This window comes from Kutzneria buriramensis, from assembly GCF_003387475.1.
In the GTDB taxonomy this organism is placed as follows: domain Bacteria; phylum Actinomycetota; class Actinomycetes; order Mycobacteriales; family Pseudonocardiaceae; genus Kutzneria; species Kutzneria buriramensis.
This window is the reverse complement of record NZ_QUNO01000009.1, coordinates 106,652-130,027: the sequence shown is the minus strand read 5'-3', so window position 1 is coordinate 130,027 and position 23,376 is coordinate 106,652. Positions and strand designations below refer to the sequence as shown.

Annotated in this window: 22 protein-coding genes; 5 read left to right on the top strand and 17 right to left on the bottom strand. The window is 71.0% G+C overall.

The genetic code is table 11. The features are described from left to right. Position 1 precedes the first annotated feature (1 nt). Both BCF44_RS26140 and BCF44_RS26135 read right to left on the bottom strand, forming a co-directional pair. Entirely contained in the window at positions 2-964 is a 963-nt protein-coding gene (locus BCF44_RS26140) for a DMT family transporter (RefSeq protein ID WP_116177030.1), read from the bottom strand. A 13-nt stretch (positions 965-977) separates the two neighbouring features. Next, the gene (locus BCF44_RS26135; protein ID WP_147328631.1) at positions 978-2,498 is read right to left on the bottom strand and encodes a PLP-dependent transferase; all 1,521 of its coding nucleotides are present in this window, start codon (positions 2,496-2,498) and stop codon (positions 978-980) included. 159 nt (positions 2,499-2,657) lie between these two features. Here BCF44_RS26135 and BCF44_RS26130 point away from each other — a divergent pair, with 159 nt between their 5' ends. Together BCF44_RS26130 and BCF44_RS26125 are read left to right on the top strand one after the other, a co-directional pair. Then, positions 2,658-3,038: a RidA family protein gene (locus BCF44_RS26130; protein ID WP_116177028.1), complete on the top strand. Its 381-nt coding sequence runs from the start codon at positions 2,658-2,660 to the stop codon at positions 3,036-3,038. 13 nt (positions 3,039-3,051) lie between these two features. Continuing rightward, positions 3,052-4,317 (top strand): ATP-grasp domain-containing protein, encoded by a 1,266-nt coding sequence (locus BCF44_RS26125; RefSeq protein ID WP_116177027.1) that lies wholly within the window; start codon positions 3,052-3,054, stop codon positions 4,315-4,317. On the opposite strand, the gene BCF44_RS26120 is transcribed toward BCF44_RS26125, so the two are convergent. From BCF44_RS26120 to BCF44_RS26055, 14 genes are all read right to left on the bottom strand, one after another. Then, positions 4,310-4,918, bottom strand: coding sequence for a class I SAM-dependent DNA methyltransferase (locus tag BCF44_RS26120; protein ID WP_116177313.1), 609 nt, complete (start codon positions 4,916-4,918; stop codon positions 4,310-4,312). The genes BCF44_RS26125 and BCF44_RS26120 overlap by 8 nt on opposite strands. Positions 4,919-4,974: 56 nt before the next feature. After that, a complete protein-coding gene (locus BCF44_RS26115) occupies positions 4,975-6,309 on the bottom strand; it encodes a class II 3-deoxy-7-phosphoheptulonate synthase (protein WP_116177026.1) in 1,335 nt (444 codons plus the stop codon). Between the two features lie 35 nt (positions 6,310-6,344). After that, on the bottom strand, positions 6,345-8,507 hold the full coding sequence (locus BCF44_RS26110; protein ID WP_116177025.1) for an anthranilate synthase component I: 2,163 nt from the start codon (positions 8,505-8,507) through the stop codon (positions 6,345-6,347). Positions 8,508-8,593: 86 nt separating this feature from the next. Next, positions 8,594-10,135 (bottom strand): FAD-binding oxidoreductase, encoded by a 1,542-nt coding sequence (locus BCF44_RS26105; RefSeq protein WP_211353233.1) that lies wholly within the window; start codon positions 10,133-10,135, stop codon positions 8,594-8,596. A gap of 34 nt (positions 10,136-10,169) precedes the next feature. Next, on the bottom strand, positions 10,170-11,816 hold the full coding sequence (locus BCF44_RS26100; protein ID WP_116177023.1) for an AMP-binding protein: 1,647 nt from the start codon (positions 11,814-11,816) through the stop codon (positions 10,170-10,172). Continuing rightward, positions 11,813-12,232 carry a PaaI family thioesterase gene (locus tag BCF44_RS26095; protein WP_116177022.1) on the bottom strand — a complete coding sequence of 140 codons (420 nt, stop codon included), beginning with the start codon at positions 12,230-12,232 and terminating at the stop codon, positions 11,813-11,815. Before BCF44_RS26095 ends, BCF44_RS26100 begins: the two co-directional genes overlap by 4 nt. Next, on the bottom strand, positions 12,225-13,772 hold the full coding sequence (locus BCF44_RS26090; protein ID WP_116177021.1) for a class I adenylate-forming enzyme family protein: 1,548 nt from the start codon (positions 13,770-13,772) through the stop codon (positions 12,225-12,227). The genes BCF44_RS26095 and BCF44_RS26090 overlap by 8 nt, the downstream gene beginning before the upstream one ends. Before the next feature lie 78 nt (positions 13,773-13,850). Further along, on the bottom strand, positions 13,851-14,957 hold the full coding sequence (locus BCF44_RS26085) for a 2Fe-2S iron-sulfur cluster-binding protein (protein ID WP_116177020.1): 1,107 nt from the start codon (positions 14,955-14,957) through the stop codon (positions 13,851-13,853). Then, positions 14,957-15,454 (bottom strand): 1,2-phenylacetyl-CoA epoxidase subunit PaaD, encoded by a 498-nt coding sequence (paaD, locus tag BCF44_RS26080; RefSeq protein ID WP_170217785.1) that lies wholly within the window; start codon positions 15,452-15,454, stop codon positions 14,957-14,959. The genes BCF44_RS26085 and paaD overlap by 1 nt, the downstream gene beginning before the upstream one ends. Continuing rightward, on the bottom strand, positions 15,448-16,185 hold the full coding sequence (gene paaC / locus BCF44_RS26075; RefSeq protein WP_116177018.1) for a 1,2-phenylacetyl-CoA epoxidase subunit PaaC: 738 nt from the start codon (positions 16,183-16,185) through the stop codon (positions 15,448-15,450). Before paaC ends, paaD begins: the two co-directional genes overlap by 7 nt. Beyond that, on the bottom strand, positions 16,182-16,469 hold the full coding sequence (gene paaB, locus BCF44_RS26070; protein ID WP_116177017.1) for a 1,2-phenylacetyl-CoA epoxidase subunit PaaB: 288 nt from the start codon (positions 16,467-16,469) through the stop codon (positions 16,182-16,184). Before paaB ends, paaC begins: the two co-directional genes overlap by 4 nt. Next, positions 16,466-17,449 carry a 1,2-phenylacetyl-CoA epoxidase subunit PaaA gene (paaA, locus tag BCF44_RS26065; RefSeq protein WP_379801591.1) on the bottom strand — a complete coding sequence of 328 codons (984 nt, stop codon included), beginning with the start codon at positions 17,447-17,449 and terminating at the stop codon, positions 16,466-16,468. The genes paaB and paaA overlap by 4 nt, the downstream gene beginning before the upstream one ends. A 299-nt stretch (positions 17,450-17,748) precedes the next feature. Then, the gene (locus BCF44_RS26060; RefSeq protein WP_116177015.1) at positions 17,749-18,606 is read right to left on the bottom strand and encodes an NAD-dependent epimerase/dehydratase family protein; all 858 of its coding nucleotides are present in this window, start codon (positions 18,604-18,606) and stop codon (positions 17,749-17,751) included. Positions 18,607-18,626: 20 nt separating this feature from the next. Next, the gene (locus tag BCF44_RS26055; protein WP_116177312.1) at positions 18,627-19,871 is read right to left on the bottom strand and encodes an MFS transporter; all 1,245 of its coding nucleotides are present in this window, start codon (positions 19,869-19,871) and stop codon (positions 18,627-18,629) included. 107 nt (positions 19,872-19,978) lie between these two features. On the opposite strand from BCF44_RS26055, the gene pdxR reads away from it, so the two are divergent. The 3 genes from pdxR (at position 19,979) to BCF44_RS26040 (ending at position 22,552) form a co-directional block, all read left to right on the top strand. Beyond that, the gene (gene pdxR, locus BCF44_RS26050; protein WP_116177014.1) at positions 19,979-21,397 is read left to right on the top strand and encodes a MocR-like pyridoxine biosynthesis transcription factor PdxR; all 1,419 of its coding nucleotides are present in this window, start codon (positions 19,979-19,981) and stop codon (positions 21,395-21,397) included. After that, positions 21,315-22,235, top strand: a complete 921-nt coding sequence (locus BCF44_RS59290) for a DUF222 domain-containing protein (protein WP_116177013.1) — start codon at positions 21,315-21,317, stop codon at positions 22,233-22,235. The genes pdxR and BCF44_RS59290 overlap by 83 nt, the downstream gene beginning before the upstream one ends. 77 nt (positions 22,236-22,312) lie before the next feature. After that, a complete protein-coding gene (locus BCF44_RS26040; protein WP_116177012.1) occupies positions 22,313-22,552 on the top strand; it encodes an HNH endonuclease signature motif containing protein in 240 nt (79 codons plus the stop codon). A 22-nt stretch (positions 22,553-22,574) separates the two neighbouring features. Here the strand turns inward: BCF44_RS26040 and BCF44_RS57770 are convergent, their stop codons facing one another. Further along, positions 22,575-23,357, bottom strand: coding sequence for a helix-turn-helix transcriptional regulator (locus BCF44_RS57770; RefSeq protein ID WP_170217748.1), 783 nt, complete (start codon positions 23,355-23,357; stop codon positions 22,575-22,577). Positions 23,358-23,376 lie beyond the last annotated feature (19 nt).

Below are 23,376 nucleotides of genomic sequence, written 5' to 3'. Positions count from 1 at the left end.
GTCACAGCCTTTCCAGGAGAAGATCCGCCGGCGGCGGCACCGGGACGGGACGGCGCTCGTGCCGCCACCGGGCCAGCAGTCCGAGGCACACCAACACGGTCACACCGACGATCCCGATCAGCGTCAGCGCGGACGGGTGCAGCCGGCTGTCGGGCAGTTGCAGCAGGAACGCGAACACCGGCGACAAGGTGTCCAGCAGCGCCACGGTTATCGGCTCCACGTAACGGATGCCGACCTGGCCGAGCCATGCCGGCAGAGCGACGCCGATGATGGCGATCACCGCGCTCGGCAGCAGCGCCGGGCCGACGGTGGCGCCCGTGCCGGTGCCGCCGACCAGCGCCCAGCACAACGCCGCCAACAGCACGTAGCGGACGGTCACCGTGGCGGCGGCGCTCGCGCCGGCGTCGCTGAGCCGCTTGGCGTAGATCACGCTGCCGACGCAGCCGAGCCCGCACACGACGGCCAGCGCGAAGCCGAGCAGCGCCTGGCCGGGATCGGTGTGCTGGAGGCCGCTGAGGCCGGCGGTCGAGCTCCAGAGCAGCATGCCGATCAGGCCCAGGATGCCCAGGGCGACAAGGAGTTCGCTGCGCAGTGTCCGGCTTCCCCGGCGCAGCAACGGTTCGGCCAGCGCGGTCAAAGCCGGCCCGAGGGCAAAGGCGATCTCGTTGGCCACGGCCGGTTCGAGGTACTTCAGGGAGTACAGCAGCGACAGCCACGTGATCGCGGTCAGCACGTTCAGCGCCAGCACGTCCCACGCGTTCGTCCACATCAGACGGAACACTTCGCCTATGCCGTGCCGGGCCGCGGTGAGCGCGCCGACGCCGAGGGTGGCAATGGTGAAAGAGATCGCCGCCACGGTGACGGGGGACAGCGCCTGCACGTAGTCGCCCGCGTACACGTCGACGGCGCCGGCCAGAACCGCATAGGCCAGCAGTGGCGGCAGGCCACGTGCGGTGTCGGACATCAGGTATCGCTCCTTACTCAAAGGATTCCGCCAGCGCGGCGCCGATGATGTCGGCCAGCGCGGCGACCTGCTCGCCCCGATCCCCGACGTAGAGCCGGAGGAACGGCGGCTCGCCGTCGAAGGCGTCGGCGGCGGACACCCGCGGTGCGCCGTAGCCGAAGCTGGGGCCCTTGGTCAGGTGCACGCCTTCCGCCGCGGCACGGGTCAGAATCCGGTGGAACAGCTCGTCCCACGAGGCGCGCGTGTTGCGGGCCGGATCGTGGCACGTGAAGGTCACGCAGCCGCCGGTGTGCCGCAGGCCTGCGGCCGCCGTCGCGTCCGGGTGGCCCGGCAGGCAGGGGTGGTGCACCCGGCCGGCTACGCGCACGCGGGGGTCGGCGTGCAGCAGCATGGCCATCCGCAGGGCATTGGCCGCGATGCGGGCCATTCGCCGTCGGTAGCTGGCCGGGTGGTATCGGGGGAACAGCTCCGTGCCGTGCCGGTAGAGGATCGTGCCGGTGTTGCGGCGCTGCCGGGCGAAGGCGTCGCGCAGCCCGACCGGGTACGCCACCAGGCCCGCCATGCCGGAATCCAGGCCCAGCTGGGCGTACTTGGAACAGCTTTCGTAGTACAGGACTTCCACGCGGTCGTCGCTGGTCAGCAGCTCCGGCGGCAACCCGGCCGACACCATGGTGCCGTCGATCACGACGGTCGTCCGCTCGCGCACAACCGCGCGCAATCCCGCTAGCAGCGCGGGAATGTCGACCATGCGCTGCGCAGCCGTGTTGGCGATCGGGTCCACGAACACACAGCGCGGCTGGAGGCGTTCGGCGTCGGCCAGCAGGGTGGCCACGTCGTAGTCGTCCGACTGCTTGACCCGCACGAACGGCAGCGTGCCGAGCTGTTCGCCGGCCTCGAAGTACAGGTACGGCGCGGTGAGCACGATGTCGCCGGGGCGCAGGCGTTTCCGGAGGAGGAAAGACTCGATCAGGCTGTACGCCGCGACGCCGGAGGAGGTGGCGCTCACGGCGTGCGTGTCGGGGGAGAGGTCGAGCATGGCCAGCAGCTGCGACTCGACGCGGTGCAGCGCGTGGTGCTCGTACCGCTCGTAGTTGACGGTGGGCGAGTTCTGCGCCCGGATGGCGAAGAACTGCACTGCGTGAGCCTGCGCGTAGGACGGCGAACACCACTCCATCGCGCCCCGCGTGTACGCCAGCGTGGCCAAACCGAAGCGCAGCACGGATTCCGCCAGCGCGAGGCAGTCCGGGCCGGGAGCGTGCGCCAGGCGGCAGGCCTGGGTGTCCACGCGGGTCGCGGCGACCAGGGCGGCGTGCGCGAGGTCGGACAGCAGTTCGTCGGCCACCAGCAGGTGTTCCCGCCGGCAGTACTGGAGGTACTCGTCGAGCTCGTGGTGCACGAGGTGCAGCTCGGCCGAGCAGCGGGCCAGGTGGTCGGCGAGGTCGACGCCGCGCTCGGCCGCGACCGTGTCCACAGTGGAATGCCATGGCGGGGGCGGGTCGGCTACGCGGAGCCCGGCGAACGCGTGCTCTGACACGGCTTCTCCAGCATTCGACGTGGGGACAGGGGGTTCGGGGTCGAATGCTAGGCGGGGGTCGGCGGCGCGGGGAAGCGCTCGCCGGTGGCCGTCCTGCCGGCGGGACGGCGGCCGGCCGGCACTGCCGACCGGCGGCAACTTGTTGCTACGGTCCGCCGCATGGAAATCGTCCCCGTCGACCTGCCGGGCATGACGCACACCGGGAACTTCACCGATTCCCTGCTCGTCAAGTCCGCCGAGTCGCTGCTGTTCGTCAGTGGGCAGATCCCGGAGACGCCGGACGGCGACATCCCCGAGGACTTCGCCGGCCAGTGCCGGGTGGCCTGGCAGAACCTGGTGTCCGTGCTGGAGGCCAACAAGCTGGGCATCGAGAACCTGGTCAAGGTCACCGTGTACCTGTCCAGCCGCCGCTACCGCGAGATCAACAAGCGCATCCGCAGCGAGTTCCTCGGCGACCACCGCTGCGCGATCGTCGTGCTGGTCGCGGACATGTGGGACGAGCCGCTGCTGCTCACCATCGACGCGATCGCCGCCGCCTGAAGGGAACCTGCCCATGGTCTCCGCCGAGTCGGAAGCCCCGCCGGCGCGACTGTCCACCGTCAGATCGTCCTCTGGGCACCGGGTGCTGGTGCTGGGCTGGTGGCAGGACGTCGCGGCCGTCCTGGACCGCTACGGCTGCGAGGTCACCTTCGCCATGAGCGGCGCTGACGTCGCCGAGGCGGCGCGGCAAGGGTTCACCGGCACGGTCGTCCCGGTCGGCGATCCGACCAAAGTGGACGATGTGCTCGCCGGCCTGGCGCGGGAAGGCCTGCAACCGCAGGGCTTCGACGTCATCTGCTCCGAGCACGAGCCGTGTATCGTGCCGGCCGCGATCCTCGCCACCGTGGCGGACCGCCCCGGCATGTCGGTGGGTTCGGCGTTGGCGCTGCGGGACAAGTTCGTGCAGAAGGCGGCCGTCCGCGAGGCCGGCGTGCCGGTCGCGGGCTGCCGGGTCGTGCCCGACGCCGACGGCCTGGCCGAGGTGCCGCTGCCGTTCGTGGTCAAGCCGACCGCCGGCTCCTGCACCCAGTTCACGTACCCGGTTCACGACGAGTCCGACCGCGCGTGGGTCCGTCAGAAACTGGACACTGTGCCGGGGCCGTGGCTGGTCGAGGAGTTCATGACCGGCGGCGAGCTGCACCTGGACGGCGTGGTGCGCGACGGCGTGGTGCTGTTCCTCAGCGTGTCCCGCTACCTGGACAACGTCATCGACATCCGGCTCGGCGGACTGGTCGGCTCCGTGATCCTCGATCCGGTGCGGTACGGGGACGTCTACCGCGAGGCCCATGAGTTGATGACCGGCTCGCTGCGGGCCATCGGCCACCGCGACGGCGTCTTCCACGCCGAGGCGTTCGAGCAGGCCGAGCGGCTGGTGTTCAGCGAGTGCGCCGGGCGCATCGGCGGCGGCATGGTGCTGGACTCGATCCGCGCCAAGTTCGGCGTCGACCTGTACGACGAGTGGGCGCGATCGGTGCTGGCCCAGCCCTCCGGGCTCCCCGCCGACACTGTGCACGTGGACCCGCGGCCGTTCGGCTGGGTGCACCTGCTCGCGCCGGCTGGCCTCGCCCGATCCGTGCCGTCCACCGAGGACCTCTGCCGGCGGCCCGATGTCGTTGTCGGCGAGGCGATCCTCAAGCCCGGCGACAGGGTGCCGGACTCGAAGTCCGCCTCCAATATCCGGGCCGGCCGGGTCACGATGACCGGCACGGACGAGGAAAGCTGCGCCGCCAATCTCCGTGCCCTGGTCGACTGGTTCCACGACCAGGTGGTCGTCAGCTGACCAGCAGGCAGGCCTGCTGGAACCGCTCGCCCTCGTGCGGGGCTCGCACCATCCGGGCCACCTCGGCGAAACCGGCCCGGCGCAACAGGTCCGCGAGGGTGTCGGGCGACCATCGGTAGGCGAGGGTGACCTTGTGGTCGAACTCCTGCGGCAGCGGGTCGTCGCCGGCGAAGAACCCGAGCAGCAGGTGGCCGCCCGGCGCCAGCACCCGCCGGAACTCGGCGAACACGGCCGGCAGCAGCCGGGGTGGCAGGTGGATGACGGAGTAGAAGGCCAGAATGCCGCCGAGAACTCCGTCGGCGAGGTCCAGGGCGGTCATCGATCCCTCCTCGAACCTCAGATCGGGATGCGCCTCCCGGGCCAGCGCGATCATGGACGGGGACAGGTCGATGCCGAAGGCGGTGAGGCCCAGTGAGTGCAGGTGGGCCGTCACCTGGCCGGGACCGCAGCCGATGTCCGCGACCGGTCCGGTCACGAGTTCCGCGAACGCGGCGAGCAGCGCCCGTTCCATCGGGAGCGTGGCGAGCATGTCGCTGAAGAGTTCGGCGTAGACAGGTGCGACGGCGTCGTAGGCGGCCCTGGTGTCGTCCACGACGGTCAACCCTAGAGGGGTGGCCGCGACCAGCCCGAAGCTGGTCGCGGCCACCCGGATCGAGGTCACCTGTGGTAGAGCTCCGCGATGAGGAACGCCAGGTCGAGGGCCTGGCTGCGGTTCAGCCGCGGGTCGCACGTGGTCTCGTACCGCAGCGGCAGGTCGTCGTTGGTGGTGCCGGCCCCGACGCACTCGGTGACGTCCTCGCCGGTGACCTCGATGTGCACGCCGCCGGGCACGGTGCCCAGCGCGCGGTGCACCTCGAAGAAGCCGGTGACCTCGTCGACGACGTCGTCGAACAGGCGCGTCTTGTGGCCGCTGGGCGCGGAGATGGTGTTGCCGTGCATGGGATCGCACTGCCACACCACCTGCGCGCCGGACGCGGACACCTTCTCCACCAGGGTGGGCAGCAGGTCGCGGACCTTGCCCGCGCCCATCCGGGTGGTGAACGTGAGCCGGCCGGGCTCGCGGTCCGGGTCGAGCCGGTCGATCAGCGCCAGCGCCTCGTCGGCGGTGCAGGTGGGGCCGAGCTTGACGCCGATCGGGTTGCGCAGCTTGGCGAAGAACTCGACGTGCGCCCCGTCGAGCTGGCGGGTGCGCTCGCCGATCCACACCATGTGCGCGGACAGGTCGTAGAGCTCGCCGGTGATCACGTCAGGGCGGGTGAGCGCGTCCTCGTAGTCCAGCAGCAGCGCCTCGTGGCTGGTGAAGAACTCGACCGAGCGGGCCGCCTCGCTGTCGATGCCGAAGCCGCGGCTGAACTGGAGCGCCTTGTCGATGTCCCGGGCCAGCCGCTCGTAGCGGCGGCCGGACGGCGACAGCTCGACGTGGTCCTGGTTCCAGGTCTGGAGCTGCCGCAGGTCGGCGTACCCGCTGGAGATGAGCGCGCGGATCACGTTCAGGGTCGCCGACGAGGTGTGGTACGCCCGCTTGAGGCGCTCGGGGTCCGGGGTCCGCGCGTGCGGGGTGAACTCGAACCCGTTCACGGAGTCGCCCCGGTAGCTGGGCAGCGTCACGCCGTCGATGGTCTCGGTGGGCTTGGAGCGCGGCTTGGCGTACTGGCCGGCCATCCGCCCCACCTTGACCACCGGCATGGACGCCGCGTACGTCAGCACCAGCGACATCTGGAGCAGGGTCTTGAACTTGTTGCGGATCTGCTCGACCGAGACGCCGCCGAAGGTCTCCGCGCAGTCGCCGCCCTGGAGCAGGAAGGCCTCGCCGCGGGCCACCGCTGCCATGCGCTCGCGTAACTGGTCGCATTCGCTGGCGAACACCAGTGGCGGGTACGACCGGAGCTCGTCGAGCACGTTGCGCAGGGCCACCGGGTCCGGCCACTCGGGCTGCTGCGCCGCCGGCAGGCTGCGCCACGTCCGCCGCACGGAGAGATCGGTGATGGTCATGACTGGTCCGTCCTTAGCTGGCGTGGGTGCAGGGATCAGGCGGGCTTGCGCACGAGCGCGGCGACCACGTTGTTGATCAGGGTCAGGCCGACCCCGCCGGTCGCGGACATGATCGACTCCGGGTGGAACTGGACCGCGGCGAACGCGCGGGTCCGGTGGGTAACGGCCATGACCACGCCGTCCTTGGTCGCGGCCACGACGTCCAGGCCGCCGGACACCGCGCCCGGCGCGGCGTACAGCGAGTGGTAGCGGCCGACGGCGAACTCCGCCGGGAGGCCGTCGAACAGCGGGCTGTCCGCGGTTACCCGGACCATCGACTGCTTGCCGTGCACCGGACGGTCCAGGATGCTCAGCGTGCCCTCGTAGTGCTCGACGATCCCTTGCAGGCCAAGGCAGACGCCGAAGACGGGGATGCCCAGCGACTCGGCCCGGTCGATGGTGGCGGACAGGTCGAAGTCGGCCGGCCGGCCCGGGCCGGGGGACAGCACCACCAGGTCCGGCCGCTCGGCGTCGATCATGTCCAGGTGGCTGCCGGCCCGGTAGGTCACCACCTCGGCGCCGGTCTGCCGCAGGTAGTCGGCCAGGCAGTGCACGAACGAGTCGCGGTGGTCCACCAGCAGGAAGCGCAGGCCCGCGCCCGGCTTGTCCACTTCGGACGGCGGCGGCGCGGCGGCGGCCGGGTCGTCCAGCACCCGCAGCAGGGCCTTGGCCTTCAGCTCGGTCTCGGCCTCCTCGGCGGCCGGGTCGGAGTCGTACAGCAGGGTCGCGCCGGCCCGTACCGAGGCGACGCCGTGGTGGATCTGCATGGTGCGCAGGGTCAGCACCGTGTCGAGGGTGCCGTCGAAGCCGATGCGGCCGACCGCGCCGCCGTACCACCGCCGCGGCGAGCGCTCGGTCTGCTCGATGAACTCCACCGCCGCCAGCTTCGGCGCGCCCGTCACCGTGACGGCCCACAGGTGGGCGAGGAAGGCGTCCAGCGCATCGCGGTCCGGCCGCAGCCGGCCCTCCACGTGGTCCACGGTGTGGATCAGCGCCGAGTACATCTCGATCTTGCGGCGGGCGGTCACCCGGACCGTGCCCGGCACGCACACCCGGGCCTTGTCGTTGCGGTCCACGTCCGTGCACATGGTCAGCTCGGACTCGTCCTTGGCCGAGTTGAGCAGCTCCTTGATGCGGTCGGCGTCCTGGAGCGCGTCCTTGCCGCGGGCGATGGTGCCGCTGATCGGCGAGGTCCGCACGAGCAGGCCGCCGTCGCGGTCCCGGACGACGCCGACGAACATCTCCGGCGACGCGCCGACCAGGTACTCGCCGTCGCCGAGGTTGGCCAGCAGGCTGTGCGGGGCGGGGTTGGTGTCGCGCAGCCGCCGGAACAGCTCGGCCGGCGAGCTCGTGCAGGGGCGGCGGAAGACCTGGCTGGGCACCACCTCGAACAGCTCGCCGTTGCGGAACATCGGCATCGCCTTCTCGACCACCGCGGCGTACTCGCCGGTCCGGTGGTCGCGGGCGTCCGACGGCTCGCCGGGCACGAACTCGCGGGACTCGGTGGCGCCGTCGCACCAGGCGGTGCTGCGGCCGTCGACCACGAATTCGTAGCAGTGCCGGACCGCCTCGTCGCGGGCGAAGTCCATCTCCACGATCTCGTCCGGCAGGTGCAGCACCAGGTCGCGGTGGTCGGCCGCGCGCCGCTGCGCCAACGGGATCGGGTCCACCTCGAAGATCAGGTCGTAGCCGAACGCGCCGTACAGGCCGAGCAGCTCGTCCGGCGAGGACATGCCGGCCACCACGGCCCGCAGCGCCCGGAACACGCCGGCGTAGCGGGTGCGGTCCTCCTCGGCGAACACGCCGGGATGGGCGGCGACGGCGCCGGCGAACTCGGCGTCGGTGTCGGCATCGAACTCCAGCATCTCGGCGACGCCGGCGCGCAGCGCCGGCAGCAGGATCCGGCCGCGCTCGTTGAGCGCCCGCACCGCGAGCCGGCCGCCGCCGACCGTCACCTCGACCGGCGGGTCGGTGTAGCCGATCGCGTAATCGTCCCCCCGGAAGATCAGCATGCCGCGACGGCTGTCCAGCGACCGCTCCAGCACGGCCCGCGCCCCGACCGCGGTGCCGACCAGGTCGGTCGATCTGGCGACCCGGACGCCGACCGGGGTGGCCCACCACTCGGCGCGACCCAGGCCGACTTCGTCCAGTACGGACATCACACAGCTCCCCTCAGAACCCCAGACGACTTCGAGAAAAGGTGTCCCCGCCGCCGCCTCGACGGCGGGGACACCGGGTGTGACGGTCAGGCGTGGGCGCGGATGCCCTGCGGCAGCTTGAAGAACCCGTGCGGGTCGAAGTGCCGCTTCACCGCGGACAGGCGCGGCAGGTTCGAGCCGTAGTAGGCGTTGGCGTAGTCGGACAGCTCGATGTCCGGGTAGTTCACGTAGGTGTGGCCGTTGGAGTACTTGTCGATGGCGTTGAAGCCGCCGCGCGCCCAGTTCACGGCCGCGGTGTTGTCGTCGGCGGTCGGGTTGGGCAGCACGAGGCCGGCGGTGAACACGGAGAACAGCTGGGCCTTGCGGTGCACGTACGCGGTGTCGCCGGGGGCCGGGTTGCTGGCGTTGCCGCCCAGGGCGAGGAAGCCCAGCCAGCGGTACTGGCCGGTGCGGCGGTCGGCGTCAAAGGCCTCGGCGATCTCGGCGAAGCCGGTCTCGGGGATGGCCTGGTCGAACATGCGGGTCCGGTTCAGCACGAACGCCTGCCGCGGCAGGATGGCCTCCGGGTCGGTGCCCAGCAGGTGGCACTGCTCCACCGAGTCGTTCTCGCAGCCGAACTGCCGCATCAGGGCCTGCTGGTAGGACAGCTGGTCGACCACGCGGGTGGCCGGCGCGCTGCCGACCAGGCTCACCAGCTGGTTGAGGTCGGCGTCCAGCGCGGCGGCGTCGCCGAAGTGCACACCCGTGACGATGACGACCGGCTTGGCGCCGGGGTCGGCGTTGTTGAGCAGGATGCCGGCCCGCGGTGCGAGGTCCAGGGAGGCGTTGGCCGACCACTCCTGGAAGCTGTGCAGCACGTGGTCGGCGATCGGGAACGGCCAGGTCAGCGTCCAGTAGCCGACGTGGGTGATGTTGGTCGGGTTCATCTCGAAGTCCACGACCACGCCGAAGTTGCCGCCGCCGCCACCGCGCAGCGCCCAGTAGAGGTCGGCGTTCTCGTGCTCCGACGCCGTGACCAGGCGGCCGTCGGCCAGCACGACCTTGGCCGACAGCAGGCGGTCGCAGGCCGGCCCGTACTTGCGGAACTGCCAACCCATGCCGCCGCCGGTGACGAAGCCGCCGGGGCAGACCGTGGCGCAGAAGCCGGCCGGCACGGACAGGCCGTGCGGGGCGATGGTGCTGGCCACGTCCACGGCCTGCGCGCCGGGGCCCAGGTGCACCGAGTTCCGGCCGATCTTCACGTGGTTGATCGTCGACACGTCGATGACCAGGCCCTCGGACGTGGACCAGCCGAGGAAGTTGTGGCCGCCGCTGCGCACCGCGCTGGCGAGGTTGTTGTCCTGCGCGAACTTGATGCAGGTGGCGACGTCACGGGGATCGGTGCACTGGGCGACGGCCTGCGGGTAGATGCTGTCGAACTGGGCCGCGGCCAGCTTGCGGGCCTCGTCGTACGGGGCGTCGCTGGGCAGCAGCAGCCGGCCGTGCAGGTTCGCGCGCAGCCGGTCCCACTTCGCGGCGGACAGCGAGGACGGCCAGGGCGACGCGCTTGCGGCCGCTCCGACCGCGAGTCCGGCGGCGGCGATGGCCGCCGTGCCGGCGCCTGCGCGCAGGAAAGACCTTCGATCCATGATGGCACCAGAACTTTCTCTTCGTTGTGGGTGGTCAGGCGGATCGGCGGAGCTCCGACCGGCGCAGCTTCCCGTTGTGGGTGTGGGGAAGCTCGGTCACGAACTCGATGGAGCGCGGGTACTTGTAGGGGGCGATCTGCTGCTTCACGAAGTCCTGGAGCTCGTGCGCGGTCTGCTCGGTGGTCGGCACGCCGGAGGCGAGCACCACGTAGGCCTTGACGATCGCGCCGCGCGCCTCGTCGGGGACGCCCACCACGCCGCACTCCACGACGTCGGCGTGCCGGGCCAGCGCCTCCTCGACCTCCGGAGCGGCGATGTTGTAGCCGGAGGACACGATCAGGTCGTCGGACCGCGCCTGATACCAGAAGTAGCCGTCCTCGTCCCGGATGTACGTGTCGCCGGTGACGTTCCAGCCGCCCTGCACGTACGTCAGCTGCCGGTCGTCGTTGAGGTAGCGGCAACCCGTCGGACCGCGCACCGCGAGCCGACCCGCAGTGCCAGGTTCCACCGGATTCCCGTCCTGGTCAAGGATTGTCGCCTGGTAACCGGGCACCGGACGGCCGGTTGCGCCGGGCCGGATGCCACTGTCGCATTCGGACACGAACACGTGCAGCATCTCGGTGGAGCCGATGCCGTCGATCAGCCGGTGGCCGGTGGCCTCGCGGAAGGCGTGCCACGTCTGGCCGGACAGCGCCTCGCCGGCGGACACGCAGCGGCGCAGCGAGCTGAAGTCGAAGTCGTCGATGCGGTTGAGGGCGGAGCGGTAGGCGGTGGGGGCGCTGAACAGTATGCTGGCGTTGAGTTCCCGCAGCCGGCCGAACAGCTCGTCGGGGGAGGGCTTCTCCATCAGCACGGTCGACGCGCCGGCGCGCAGCGGGAAGACCAGCAGGCCGCCGAGGCCGAAGGTGAAGGCCAGCGAGGGGCTGCCCGCGAACACGTCGTCCGGGCCGGGCTTGAGGATGTGCTCGGAGAACGTGTCGGCGATGGCCAGCACGTCCCGGTGGAAGTGCATGGTGGCCTTGGGCTTGCCGGTGGTTCCGGAGGTGAAGCCGATCAGCGCCACGTCGTCGGCGGCGGTCAGCACGGCCGGGAACTCCGCGGGCTTGTCCACCGCGTACCAGGCCAGCTCCGCGTCGGCGCCGGTGCCGTAGGTGATCGTCCGGACGTTCTCCAGGCCGGCCCGCTCCAGCTCGGTGACGTACCGCTCGTCGCACAGCACGAGGTCGACGTCGGCCATCTCCGCGCAGGTGCGCAGCTCGCCGGCCCGCAGCATCGGGGAGGTGGTCACCGCGACCGCGCCCACCTTGAGCGCGGCCAGCCAGCACGCCGCCAGCCAGGGGGAGTTGGGGCCGCGCAGGAGGATCCGGTTGCCGGAGACGACGCCGAGGTCGTCCACCAGCACCCAGGAGATCCGGTTGGCCAGGTCGGCCAGCTGCGCGTACGTCCACATCGTGCCGACGCCGTCGTACAGGCAGGGCCGGCTGCCGCCGAGCCGCTTGATCGTGTGGTCCAGCAGCGACTCCGCGCTGTTGAGCCGGATCGGGTAGCGCAGCTTGGGCAGGTCGAACACCATCGTCGGCCAGAGTTCGGCCGGCGGCAGGCCCCGGCGGCTGAAGGTGTCGACGTGCGCCGACTTGGACAGCACCGCCGACCCCGGCGGCCACAGGGATGACGTGGTCATCGTTCCTCCTTTGTGGACCCGCGGGAAGTTGCCACGCTCGCGGCGGTCATCCGCGCGGTGCAGATGCGGCGGCCGTTCTCGTCGGTGAGCACGATCTCGTAGCTGGCCAGGCGGCGGCCGAGGTGCACGGCGGTGGCGACGCCGGTGACGCGGCCGCCCCGGGCCGGGGCGTGGTGCGTGGCGTTGATCTCGGCGCCGACGGCGATCCGGTCGTACTGTCCGAAGTGGAGACACGCGCCGACGGAAGCCAGGGTCTCGGCCAGCACGCAGGAGGCGCCGCCGTGCAGCACGCCGAACGGCTGGGTGTTGCCGGCCACCGGGATGCTGCCGACGACCCGCTGCGGCGTCGCCTCCAGCACCTCGATGCCCATCGCCGTCTCGAGTTCGCCGGCCGGCACCATCGTGAGCTCAGGCATTGACGCCCTCCTCCTGGAGCCGCCGGATCAGCTCCGGGCGGCGGATCTTCCAGGTGGCGGTCATCGGCAGCTCGTCGAAGCGCATCTGCCTGGGGGCGGCCAGCGGCATGTCCGCGGTCGCGGCGGCCCAGCGCTCGGGGTCGAGCGGGACGTCGTCACGGGTGCACACCACCGGCAGCGCCTTGCCGTCGGCGTCGGCGACGATGACGATCTCGCGCAGTTCGGGCAGCGCGGACATCAGCTCGTCCTCCAGCTCCAGGGTGCTGTCGGTGGCGTCGATCTGGTCGATCTCGCGGTCCAGCAGGTGCACCCGGCGCAGCCGGTCGGTGAAGCCGACGTCGCCCATCCGCCACCAGCCGTCGGTGAGCTGGTCGCGGAACCGGATGTCCTCGCCGAGGTAGGTGATCGCCCGGGTGCGGCTGCGGACCTCGATGTAGCCGACCTGGCCGGGCTTGCAGCGGTTGCCGTCGGCGTCGACCACGCGCAGCCTGATGGTGCCCGGCAGCGCCCAGCCGACGCAGCGGCCGTCCATTGTGGCCAGACTGCGCCTGGTGATCCAGGTGCCGGTCACCGGGCCGGTCTCGGTCTGGCCGTAGAGCTGGAAGAACAGCGGGCGGGCCCGCTTCGAGGCGCCGAGCAGGGTCTCGACGGTCCGCGGGTGGACGGCGTCGAAGGTGGCGCTGTAGTAGCGGACGTTGGACAGCGGCTGGCCCTCGGCGTCGGCCAGCACCTCCCAGGCCACGAACGTGTTGGGCTGGGTCTCGATCACGCCGGGGCGGTGCGCGGCGAACATCGGGCCGACCACGTCGGTGTCGGTGCTCACGGAGATCAGCAGCGGCTTGCCGTAGGACATGCCCATGTGCAGGGCACTGTAGAAGCGGGCGTGCACGAAGCTGATGCACAGCGCGACGCTCTCGCGGCGCCAGGTGCGGCCGGCCACCAGCTTCTGCACCCGCAGCCGCTGCCACAGCGCGTCCGGCGTCTGCACGACCAGCTTGGGCAGGCCGGTGGTGCCGGAAGTGTGCGAGATGAACGCCGGCTCGGTCGGCTCCGGGACCACCGGCTCCGGCTCGGGCGCGCTGTTGTACCAGTTCAGCGACAGGGTGCCGGGCAGTTGGTCGCCGGCGGACAGCAGCACCTTGCTGGCGGCCGTCAGGTCCAGCGGCACGGCCTCCAGTTTGGCGCGGTCGGTGATCAGCGCCGGCTCGCCCATGCGGCGTAACAGCTGGTTGACGGTCGGGCCGTCCAGCATCGGCGACAGCAGCGCCGGCACCGCGCCGATCCGCTGCACGGCCCCGGCCAGCAGCGCGATGTCGAAGTTGTTGGTCTTGTAGATGGCGACGCGGTCGCCGCGGCGGATACCGGCGCCGTGCAGCTTCGCGGCCAGGCGGCGCACGTGGTCGGCCAGCGCCTGCACGGTCAGGCTCGTCCCGTCCTCGGGGGCCAGTTGGAGCGGCTGGTCGAGGTGCACGGGGGCGTCGCCGTGGGCGCGGGCCGCCTCGTCGAACATCAGGCCGATGTAGAAGCCCTTGGAGGCCATAGCAAACACACCTGCTCTCTGGTGGAGGGGAGGAAGCGGACACACGTCGGCCCGACAAGAAAATGGGAGAAATGGTTTCTACAGATCGAAGTCGAGGGTGACGTCGTCGGTCTCGGCGGTGGAGCGGCAGGTCAGGACCTGTCCGGCGGCCACCTCGGCGGCGCTCAGCGCCCAGTTCCCGGTCATTTCCGTCCGGCCGTGCAACACCTTGGCGCGGCACGTGCCGCACACGCCGGTGCTGCACGAGAAAGGCACCTCGGGGCGGGCGGCGCGGGCCGCCTGCAACAGGTTCTGGCCCTTGGCGACGGGCACGGTCGAGGCCCGGCCCTCCAGCATCACGGTGAGGACGCCGCTCGCCGCCTCCGTGGACACGCGCGGCGGCGGGGCCTCGCCGACGTAGAACAGTTCACTGTGGACGGACTCGGGATCCACGCCCAGCGCCGTCAGCATGTCCTGGGTGCCCGTGACCAGGCCGACCGGCCCGCACAGGAACCACTCGTCGATCATGTCCATCGGGAAGACCCGGCTGCCGACCTTGGCCAGCGTCTCGGCGTCGAGGCGGCCGCGGTCCAGGCCCTCGCGCTGGTCCTCGCCGGAGAACGCGTACACCAGCTGGAACCGGGCGCCGTAGCGGTCCTTGAGGTCGGCGAGCTCGTCGACGAACATCGTCGAGCGGGCGAACCGGTTGCCGTACACCACGGTGAACGTGCTCTGCGGCTCCACCGCCAGCACCGACGCCACCAGCGACAGCACCGGCGTGATGCCGGAGCCGGCGACGACCGCGCCGTAGTGGCGGCGGCGCTCGGCACGCACGGCGGTGGTGAAGGAACCCAGGGGCGCCAGCACATCCAGCGTGTCGCCGGCGGCCAGCGAGGTGCAGGCGTACGTGGAGAAGACGCCGTCGGGCACGGCCCGGACGCCGATGCGCAGCACGCCTTCGTCGCTCAGGTCGGACGGCGTGGAGCACAGCGAGTACGACCGGCGGACTTCCTCGTCGGCGATGGTCGCCCGCACGGTCACGTGCTGGCCGGGTACGAAGTCGAAGGTCGGCCGCAGTTCCACCGGCACCCGCAGCGAGACCACGACCGCGGACCCGTCGTCGCAGGCCGGCAGCACCGACGCGACCTTGAGCTGGTGGAAGGCGACCCGCGAGCGCGGTCGGCTGGGTTCGGCGATGACGCTCATCAGTGCTCCTTCATCTGCTCGAAGGGTTCGCGGCAGCTGTTGCAGCGCCACAGGGACTTGCAGGCGGTGGAACCGAAACGGCTGACCTCGTCGGTGTCGGCCGCCCCGCACCGGGGACAGCGCGGCTTCGGCGGCGACAACACCATCAGCGGCAGCAACACCCGGCCCTCGGCCCGGCACGCCGGCGGCGTGATCCCGGCGCCGACGAGCTTCGCGCGGGCCTCGTCCGACAGCCAGTCCGTCGTCCACGCCGGCGACAGCACCGTGCGGACCTCGACGTCCGGGAAGCCGGCGTCCCTTGCCGCGGCGGCGATGTCGGACCGGATGAGGTCCATCGCCGGGCAGCCCACGTAGGTCGGCGTCACGGTCACCGTGGGGCGGCTGCCTTCGGCGTCGACGTCCCGGACGATGCCCAGCTCCTCGACCGTCAGCACGCGGATCTCCGGATCCCGCACGGTGGCGACGGCGGCGCGTAAGCGGGCGGTGGCGTTCACCAGCTCACCCCCTCGTGCGCCCGGTGCAGCGACTGCATCTCGCCGACCAGGTAGCCGAAGTGCTCGGTGTGCAGGCCGTCGCGGCCGCCGGTCGGAGCCCAGTCGTCGACCGGCCGCTCCAGCGTCGCCTCGGCCAGCACCGGCTCGACGATGCCCAGCCACCGCTCCCGCAGGCCCGCCGGGTCGAAGCCGTAGCCCCGCCACACCGAGTCCGACGCGAACAGCTCATGCGTGTACGGCCAGAGCTCGTCCACCGCCGTCTGCATCCGCCGCTTCGACTCCTCGGTGCCGTCGCCCAGGCGAACGGTCCAGGCGCAGGCGTGCGACAGGTGGTAGGCCACCTCCTTCACCGACTTCGCGGCGATGGCGGCCAGCGTCTCGTCGTCACCGGCGCTGAGCTCCTCGTACAGCAGGCGCTGGTAGGCGCTGAAGAACAGCAGCTTCACCATGGTGGCGGCGAAGTCGGTGTCCGGCTGCTCCACCAGCAGCGCGCTGGTGAACTCGTGCTCGTCGCGCCGGTACGCCAGCAGATCCTCGTCCCGCCCCTGGCCCTCCAGCTCGCCCGCGTACGTCAGCAGCGCGCGGGCCTGGCCGAGCAGATCCAGGGCGATGTTGGCCAGTGCCACGTCTTCCTCCAACTGCGGAGCCCAGGTGGCCAGCGCGGCCATGCGCTGCGCGGCGACGAGGGCGTCGTCGCCGAGCCGGAGCACATAGGCCACCGCCTTCTCGTTCACAGCCGTTCAGCTCCTTCCGGCATCCGGTAGTAGGACGGGAGGCGGTAGACCTTGTCCATCGCCGGGTCGAACAGGGGGTCCTTCTCGTCCGGGCTGCTGGCGCCGATCGCGTCGGTCGGCACCACCCAGATGGAGACGCCCTCGCCGCGCCGCGTGTACAGGTCGCGGGCGTGCTGGAGGGCCATCGTCGTGTCGGCCGCCCGCAGGCTGCCGACGTGCAGGTGGCCCAGGCCGCGGCGGGCGCGGATGAAGACCTCCCACAGCGGCCACTCGGTCTGGCTCATGCCGCGTCCTCCCTGCTGTGCTTGGCGGCGTGCGCGGCGGCCGCCGCGCGGACCCATTCGCCCTGCTCGTGTGCCTGCCGGCGGCGGGCCAGCCGCTGCCGGTTGCACGGGCCGTTGCCGGCCACCACCCGCTTGAGCTCCTCGTAGTCGGGCGGCGTGAAGTCGTAGTGGCCGCGCTCGGAGTTCCAGGCGAGAGCCGGATCCGGGAGCGTGAGGCCGAGGATCTCCGCCTGCGGCACGGTGATGTCCACGAAGCGCTGGCGCAGCTCGTCGTTGGTGAACCGCTTGATCCGCCAGGCCATGGACTTCTCGCTGTGCGTGGAGTCGCGGTGCGGCGGGCCGAACATCGCCAGCGCCGGACCCCACCACCGGTTCACCGCCTCCTGGGCCATGGTGTGCTGCGCCGGCGAGCCCTGGGACAGCGTCCACAGCAGGTCGAACCCCTGCCGGTGGTGGAAGCTCTCCTCCTTGCACACCCGCACCATCGCGCGGGCGTACGGGCCGTAGGACGACCGGCACAGCGGCACCTGGTTGACCACGGCGGCGCCGTCGGTGAGCCAGGCCAGCGCGCCCACGTCGCCCCAGGTCAGCGTGGGGTAGTTGATGAAGTTGAGGTACTTCTGCTTGCCGTCGTGCAGCGCGGTCAGCAGCGACTCGCGATTCGCGCCGAGGCTTTCCGCGACGGAGTACAGATAGAGCCCGTGGCCGGCCTCGTCCTGCACCTTGGCCAACAGGATGGCCTTGCGCTTCAGGCTCGGCGCCCGGGTGATCCAATTCGATTCCGGCTGCATTCCGACGATTTCGGAATGCGCGTGCTGCGCGATCTGGCGAATGAGCGATTCGCGGTATCCCGCCGGGACCCAGTCCCGGGGCTCGATCTTCGCGTCCGCCGCGATCACGGCCTCGAAGTGCGCGAGAAGGTCGGCCTCCTCGCCGCCGGCCGGGGCCGCGGCGCCGGCCGGCCCGCGCTGGTCGAGCAGGCTCTCGGCCGCCTCGACCTCGGCGAGCAGCTCGGCGGCGCCGGGGATGAACGCCGGCTGGCTGGCGCGTGGGTCCACTGCCCGTCTCCATTCGGTGAATGTGCCGACTTGAACTTTCCGATGGAAAAACTGTAAATCGGCCGGCGGGACAGGAGAAGGTGTCCAACAGCAAGTTGACAGCGCATTAGCCGTCGTCGGCATGAACTTGCCAACGCGGGTCTGACCGGGGGTATCAAAACAAACCGACCGCCCCGCATTCCATTGTGGAATGCGGGGTCGGTCGGTTCGGGATTACGGAACTACGCGTCCGCGAAGGCGGCGAAACCGGCCCGCCAGGAGGCGAATCGGGGCGCCCAGCCGAGTTCGGACCGGGCCTTCGAGCTGTCCGCGCCGCGCTCCCAGCCGGCGTGGCCGGTCGTCGGCTCCGGCGCGGGCAGGCCCAGCGCCTTCGCGAAGACGGGAACCCACTCGTGACCGGTGGCCGGTTCGTCGTCGCAGACGTTGACCACGCCGCTGGGCCAGGACAGTGCCAGCACCGCCGCCCGCGCCGCGTCCGAGACCTCCACGAACGAGCTGATCCCGTCGGTCGCCTTGAGCGTGCCGGATTCCAGCTGCTTGGCCATCAACGCGCCCGGCGCATACCAGGTGCCGGGGCCGTACAACGTGCCGTACCGGAGAACGACGTGCTCGGGGATCTCCGTGACGGCCTGCTCCAGCGCGAGCACGCCGTTGATGCTGATCGAGCGGGGTTCCGGGGCGGTCACGTCGAGCGAGACGTCCTCGGTGGCCGGCTTGTCGCCCGCCTCGTACGCCCAGGAGATGGACTGGGCGACGATCCGCCGCACGCCCGCCGCCTTGGCCGCGTCGACCAGGTTGCGGGTGCCGGTCTCGCGGATCCGGGCGTTGTCCGCGGACGAGCCGCCCGACAGCGCCGTGAGCTGGTGGATCACGGCGTCCGGCGCCGCGTCCCGGACCGCCGCGAACACCGCGTCCCGGTCGAACACGTCCAGCTCGACCGCCCCGGCGCCCTGCGCGTGCAGCGTGTCCAGGCCCTCCGTGGTGCGGGAGGTGCCGATCACCTCGTGGCCCGCCTCGATGAGCATGGGCACGAGGACCCGGCCGATGGCGCCGCTGGCGCCTGCGACGAAGACCCGCATGGGGGATGCACTCCTTTCGGTCACTTGGTCAGCTCCGGCGAGGGAGCCTTGGTGCGGTCGGTCAGCCAGAGGATGCCGGTGAGCGCGAAGAGCACGCCGCCCGCCACGCAGACGCCGATCCAGCCGAACCGGGTGTAGAGGGTCACCGCGAGCGCGCCGCCGAGCGACCCGCCCACGAAGTAGGACGTCATGTACGCCGTGGTCACGCGGGACTTCACCGAGGGGCCGTAGGCGTAGATCCGGCCCTGGTTGATCACGTGCAGGCCCTGCACGCCGATGTCCAGCACGACGATGCCGATCACCAGCAGCGGCAGCATCTCCGCGCCGCCGCCCAGCAGCAGCCAGCTCGCGCCCAGCACCAGCGCGAACACGCCGGTCGCGGCGTGCGCCATGCCCTTGTCCTGCAACCGCCCGGCCGCCTGCGCGCACAGCACGCCGGCCGCGCCGATCAGGCCGAAGGAGCCGATGGTCGCCGTGGAGAACGAATAGGGCGGGCCGGCCAGCAGGAACGGCAGTGACGTCCACAGCAGCTGGAAGCTGGCGAACCCGAGCGCACCTATCATCATGCGGCGGCGCAGAAACGGCTCGTCGCGCACGAGACGGGTGATGGAGGTGAGCAGTTGGGGATACGTCAGGCCGCGCGCGACCGGCGGATCCGGCAGCGCCAGCCGCAGCACCACGGCCAACACCACCTCCACCAGCGCCGCGATCCCGAACACGGCGTGCCAGCCGGCGATCTCCTCCAGCGCGCCGGACACCGTCCGGGCCAGCAGGACGCCCAGCAGCAGGCCGGTCATCAGCGAGCCGACGACCCGGCCGCGCTGGCCGTCGCCGGCCAGGGTGGCCGCCAGCGGCATCAGGACGTTGACCGCGACGCTGGACAGGCCCACCAGGGCGAGCGTGATCAGCAGCATCGTCGGACTGTTGGCGACCGCGGTCAGGGCCAGCGCCACGGCGCTGGCGCACAGCAGCACCACCACGAGGCGGCGCTTGGCCATCAGGTCACCCAATGGGACCAGCAGCACCAGACCGGCCGCGTAGCCCAGCTGGGTGGTGGTCACGCTCAGGCCGACGACTCCCGTCGGGGCCCTGAACGAGGCGGCGAGGTCGGGCAGCAGCGGCTGCACGTAGTAGATGTTGGCCACGATGAGGCCGCACGCCAGCGCCATCAACAGGGTCAGCCGCGGCGACACTCCCGACACGTCCGCCCTCGCGCTCCGGTCACGCCGGGCGTCGGCGTTCGCTGACAAGGGTTGAGTGCTCATGGGGAAAGCGTAGGAACGGCGGGCGCCGAGAGCGTGGTCCATTGCCGAGGGTGGACATTGGGCCATTTCTCACTCGGGGGCCATTTCGACTGGGGAGGATCGTTGCGATGACCACGGCCGGCGAGGAAGTCAGACTCGAGCTGCTGATCGACCTGCCGCCGGACGGCTCGCGTCGTAAGGCGGTGGAGGACGCGTTGCGGGCGGCGATCGGGGACGGCCGGCTGCCGGCCGGCACGCGGCTGCCGTCCACTCGGGACCTGTCCGTACAGCTCGGGTTGTCACGGGGCACCGTCAACGCGGCGTACACGCAGCTGACCGCCGAGGGGTGGCTGACGGCGCTGACCGGTTCCGGCACTCGCGTGGCGGACCAGGCCACGTTGATGGCCCCGGCGCCGCCTCGTGATCCGTTGGCGGCGTGGGTGCCTACGCACGACCTGGCGCCGGGGCGTCCGGACATCTCCAGCTTCCCGCGGCGGCCGTGGGCGAAGGCGTTGCGCGAGGCGGTGTCCGAGGCGCCGACGGAGGCGTTCGGGTATGGCGATCCGCGTGGGCGTATCGAGCTGCGGTCCACGTTGTCGGCTTATCTGGGGCGGGTGCGTGGGGTGCATGTGGCCCCGGAGCACCTGGTGATCTGCTCGGGGTTCTCGCAGGCGTTGGCGCTGCTCATGGACGTGTTCGCCGAGGAGGGCACGCGGCTGGTCGGCGTGGAGAACCCCGCGATGGCCGATCACGTCGCGACGGTTTCGCGGCGGCATTCCGTTGTGGACATTCCCGTGGACGGGGACGGGCTGCGGGTCGACGACCTGGAACGCAGCGGGGCCTCGGCGGTCGTCTGCACGCCGGCGCATCAGTTCCCGCTGGGGGTCGGGTTGTCGGTTGCGCGGCGGGCCCAGTTGCAGGCGTGGTCGCGGCAGGTGGACGGGTGGGTCGTCGAGGACGACTACGACGGGGAGTTCCGGTACGAGGGGAGGACGCTGCCTGCTTTGCAGAACCGGAACCCCGGGCACACCGTGTATGTCGGGTCCACCAGCAAGACGCTCGGGCCGGCCGTGCGGCTGGGGTGGGTGGCCTGTCCCGGCGGGCTACTGCCGGCGCTGGTGGAGGCGAAGCGGTTGGCCGATCGGCAGACCAGTCCGTTGGAGCAGTTGGCCTTGGCGTCGTTGATCGACAGTGGGGAGTACGACCGGTACCTGCAGGCTGCGCGGCGGTCGTATCGGGGACGGCGAGATCGGTTGCTGGCGGCGGTGGGGGAGCGGTTGCCGGGAGTGCGGGTGGTCGGGGTTGAGGCGGGGTTGCACGCGATTCTGGAGCTGCCGGCGGGGGCGCCGGGGGAGCGTGAGATCGTGGCGTTCCTGCGGGACCGGTCGGTGCGGGTGCATCCTTTCGGGAACTACGTGCGGGGCGGCGACGGCGTAGGTGAGCGGACGCGAATCGTGCTGGGGTATGCGACGCCGGCCGCGCATGGGTATTCGTCGGCGGTTGCGGCGTTGGTGGAGGGGTTGGGCGTGCTGTTGCGGGGAGTGTGATCGGTCGTGTTCCTGCTGCGACCGCCCAAGTGTCGGCGGTCGCAGCTGTTTCGGGATGTCGCCTTGGTTCGTTGGGTTGCAGCCGGCCGCCGATGGTTGTGCCTTCGGTGCGTGGGGCGACCCGCCTCGCCCTTCCCGTCTTCAGTTCCGGCAGTGCTTGCGGCCGGCGACTGTGCCTTTGGTGCGTTCAGTGCCCGCCCACCCGCCCCGCCCTCCGTCCCGGCACTGCTCACCGCCACGCTTGACGCAGGCGCGAGAGGTTGGGGCGGCAGGTTACGTCGGAAAGCGCTTACCGAAATGTCTAGTGAGGATTACTCGAACCTGTATTTTCCGGCGCAGCAAGGAAAAGTGTCTCGCCGGCGCGGTAGAAGACCGTGTGTCGTTGGTGGCGCAGGTCCAAACTCACTTCCACGTCACCAAGAAGGAAGCGCTACAGATCGTCGCCCACGTGCAACTCTTTGGTCGCGAGGCAGTTCGAGACGCGGCGCGGGCCGGCGAGCTCGACGCCGACCGGCTCACGGTCCTGAACGAAACCCTTGCCCAAGTGCCGGTGCTGGACCGCGATGAGGTCGAGGCGGAGTTGCTCGCCGCTTTGCTCAGCCCGCTGGCGAAGCCGACGGCTGACGACAGGCGTACTACCCCGCAGCGGCAGGGCGACGCCTTCGTGGACATCGTCGAACTGGCCGCCGGGAGTGAGAAGCTGCCGGTGGAGGGTGGGGAACGGCCGCATCTGACGGTGACGATGTCGGTGCGGGAAGTCATGAGCCTGGTGAGCGCCGGCCGGCTCGAAGGCGGCGAGCCCATCGACTCCGTGTCCGGGCGGGCGGATCGGCTGTGACAGCAATGTCACACGGGTGATCCTCGGCGGTAACTCCGCTGAGTATCTGCCGGAGGTCACGAAGCGTCCCGAATGCCATGTGGAAGGCGCTGGTCGTACGGGACAAGGGGTGCGCGTTCCCGAGCTGCCATCGCCGACCGAGGCGATGTCACGCCCGCCACGTGATCCACTGGGCGGACGATGGGCCCACCGAGCTCGACAACCTGGTACAGGTGTGCTCCATGTGCCACCGGATGGGCCACCATGCGGACTGGACGGTGGAGATCGTCGACGGGCTGCCGGTGTTCACGCCACCGCCGGCCCGTGACCGAGGGTGATCACGGGCCGGGCGGCGGAAGACTAGTCCCGTGCCAGTCCCAGTTGCGTAGCACGTACGCCGGCCTGGAAACGGGAGTTCGCCTTCATGTGGTGCATCAGCTCCGCCACGTACCTCCGATAGGTTCGGACCGACAGCCCCAGCTTCCGGGCGGCGGCCTCGTCGGTGTAGCCCAGACACAGCAGCCGCAGCACGCGGGCGGCGGTGCTGTCCTCCGGCCAGCGCAGACTCTCGTCGGGCATGTCCGCCAGCGCGATGGCATGGCTCCAGATGGTGTTGTAGAACGCCTGAAGCGCCCGCACCACGTCACCGTCGCGCACGGCGATCAGCCGCCGGTCCTCGTCCTCGCCGACGGCGGCCACCGCGCCGAGGGCGCCGTCGAGGATGGCGGTGGTCGGCAGCGTGTACGGATGCACCCGGATGTGGGCGCTGCGCTCGGACAGCGTCCGCACGCTCGCCATGTTCTCGTCGTCCACCAGCGCGTCGCGGGGAATCAGGATCCGGACCATGCCCCGGTGCTCGAGCAGCCCGGAGTGCAGCCGCTCCAACACGGGAAAACGCTCGGTCACCGGCCAGGCCGCATAACTGATCTGGGCGACGACGGTGCGGTGGCCGGCCTGCTGCAGCAGCCGGGACACCATCGCCTCCACCGCGTCCTGATCGGGCCCGCCGGCGGCGGAGCTGGTCGCGGCCAGCTCCGCGGCGCCGATCTTGGCCACGATCTCGACCAGGTTGTCCACGTGGTGGCGCAGGGCGTTGACGATCAGCGCGGAGTGCTGCGGCGTCTCGGGAGCAGTGGTGCGCACGATCCCTACCTCCGCGTTC

Excerpts from the sequence above, each read along its gene's own strand:
- BCF44_RS26090 (WP_116177021.1), bottom strand. The coding sequence starts at position 13,772 with ATGGCCTCCAAGGGCTTCTACATCGGCCTGATGTTCGACGAGGCGGCC.
- BCF44_RS26110 (WP_116177025.1), bottom strand. The coding sequence starts at position 8,507 with ATGTCCGTACTGGACGAAGTCGGCCTGGGTCGCGCCGAGTGGTGGGCC.
- pdxR (WP_116177014.1), top strand. The coding sequence starts at position 19,979 with ATGACCACGGCCGGCGAGGAAGTCAGACTCGAGCTGCTGATCGACCTG.
- BCF44_RS26125 (WP_116177027.1), top strand. The coding sequence starts at position 3,052 with ATGGTCTCCGCCGAGTCGGAAGCCCCGCCGGCGCGACTGTCCACCGTC.
- BCF44_RS26115 (WP_116177026.1), bottom strand. The coding sequence starts at position 6,309 with ATGACCATCACCGATCTCTCCGTGCGGCGGACGTGGCGCAGCCTGCCG.
- BCF44_RS26105 (WP_211353233.1), bottom strand. The coding sequence starts at position 10,135 with ATGGATCGAAGGTCTTTCCTGCGCGCAGGCGCCGGCACGGCGGCCATC.
- BCF44_RS26060 (WP_116177015.1), bottom strand. The coding sequence starts at position 18,606 with ATGCGGGTCTTCGTCGCAGGCGCCAGCGGCGCCATCGGCCGGGTCCTC.
- paaB (WP_116177017.1), bottom strand. The coding sequence starts at position 16,469 with ATGAGCCAGACCGAGTGGCCGCTGTGGGAGGTCTTCATCCGCGCCCGC.
- BCF44_RS26040 (WP_116177012.1), top strand. The coding sequence starts at position 22,313 with ATGTGGAAGGCGCTGGTCGTACGGGACAAGGGGTGCGCGTTCCCGAGC.
- BCF44_RS26085 (WP_116177020.1), bottom strand. The coding sequence starts at position 14,957 with ATGAGCGTCATCGCCGAACCCAGCCGACCGCGCTCGCGGGTCGCCTTC.
- BCF44_RS26130 (WP_116177028.1), top strand. The coding sequence starts at position 2,658 with ATGGAAATCGTCCCCGTCGACCTGCCGGGCATGACGCACACCGGGAAC.
- BCF44_RS59290 (WP_116177013.1), top strand. The coding sequence starts at position 21,315 with ATGCGACGCCGGCCGCGCATGGGTATTCGTCGGCGGTTGCGGCGTTGG.
- BCF44_RS26140 (WP_116177030.1), bottom strand. The coding sequence starts at position 964 with ATGTCCGACACCGCACGTGGCCTGCCGCCACTGCTGGCCTATGCGGTT.
- BCF44_RS26055 (WP_116177312.1), bottom strand. The coding sequence starts at position 19,871 with ATGAGCACTCAACCCTTGTCAGCGAACGCCGACGCCCGGCGTGACCGG.
- BCF44_RS26095 (WP_116177022.1), bottom strand. The coding sequence starts at position 12,232 with ATGCCTGAGCTCACGATGGTGCCGGCCGGCGAACTCGAGACGGCGATG.
- BCF44_RS26100 (WP_116177023.1), bottom strand. The coding sequence starts at position 11,816 with ATGACCACGTCATCCCTGTGGCCGCCGGGGTCGGCGGTGCTGTCCAAG.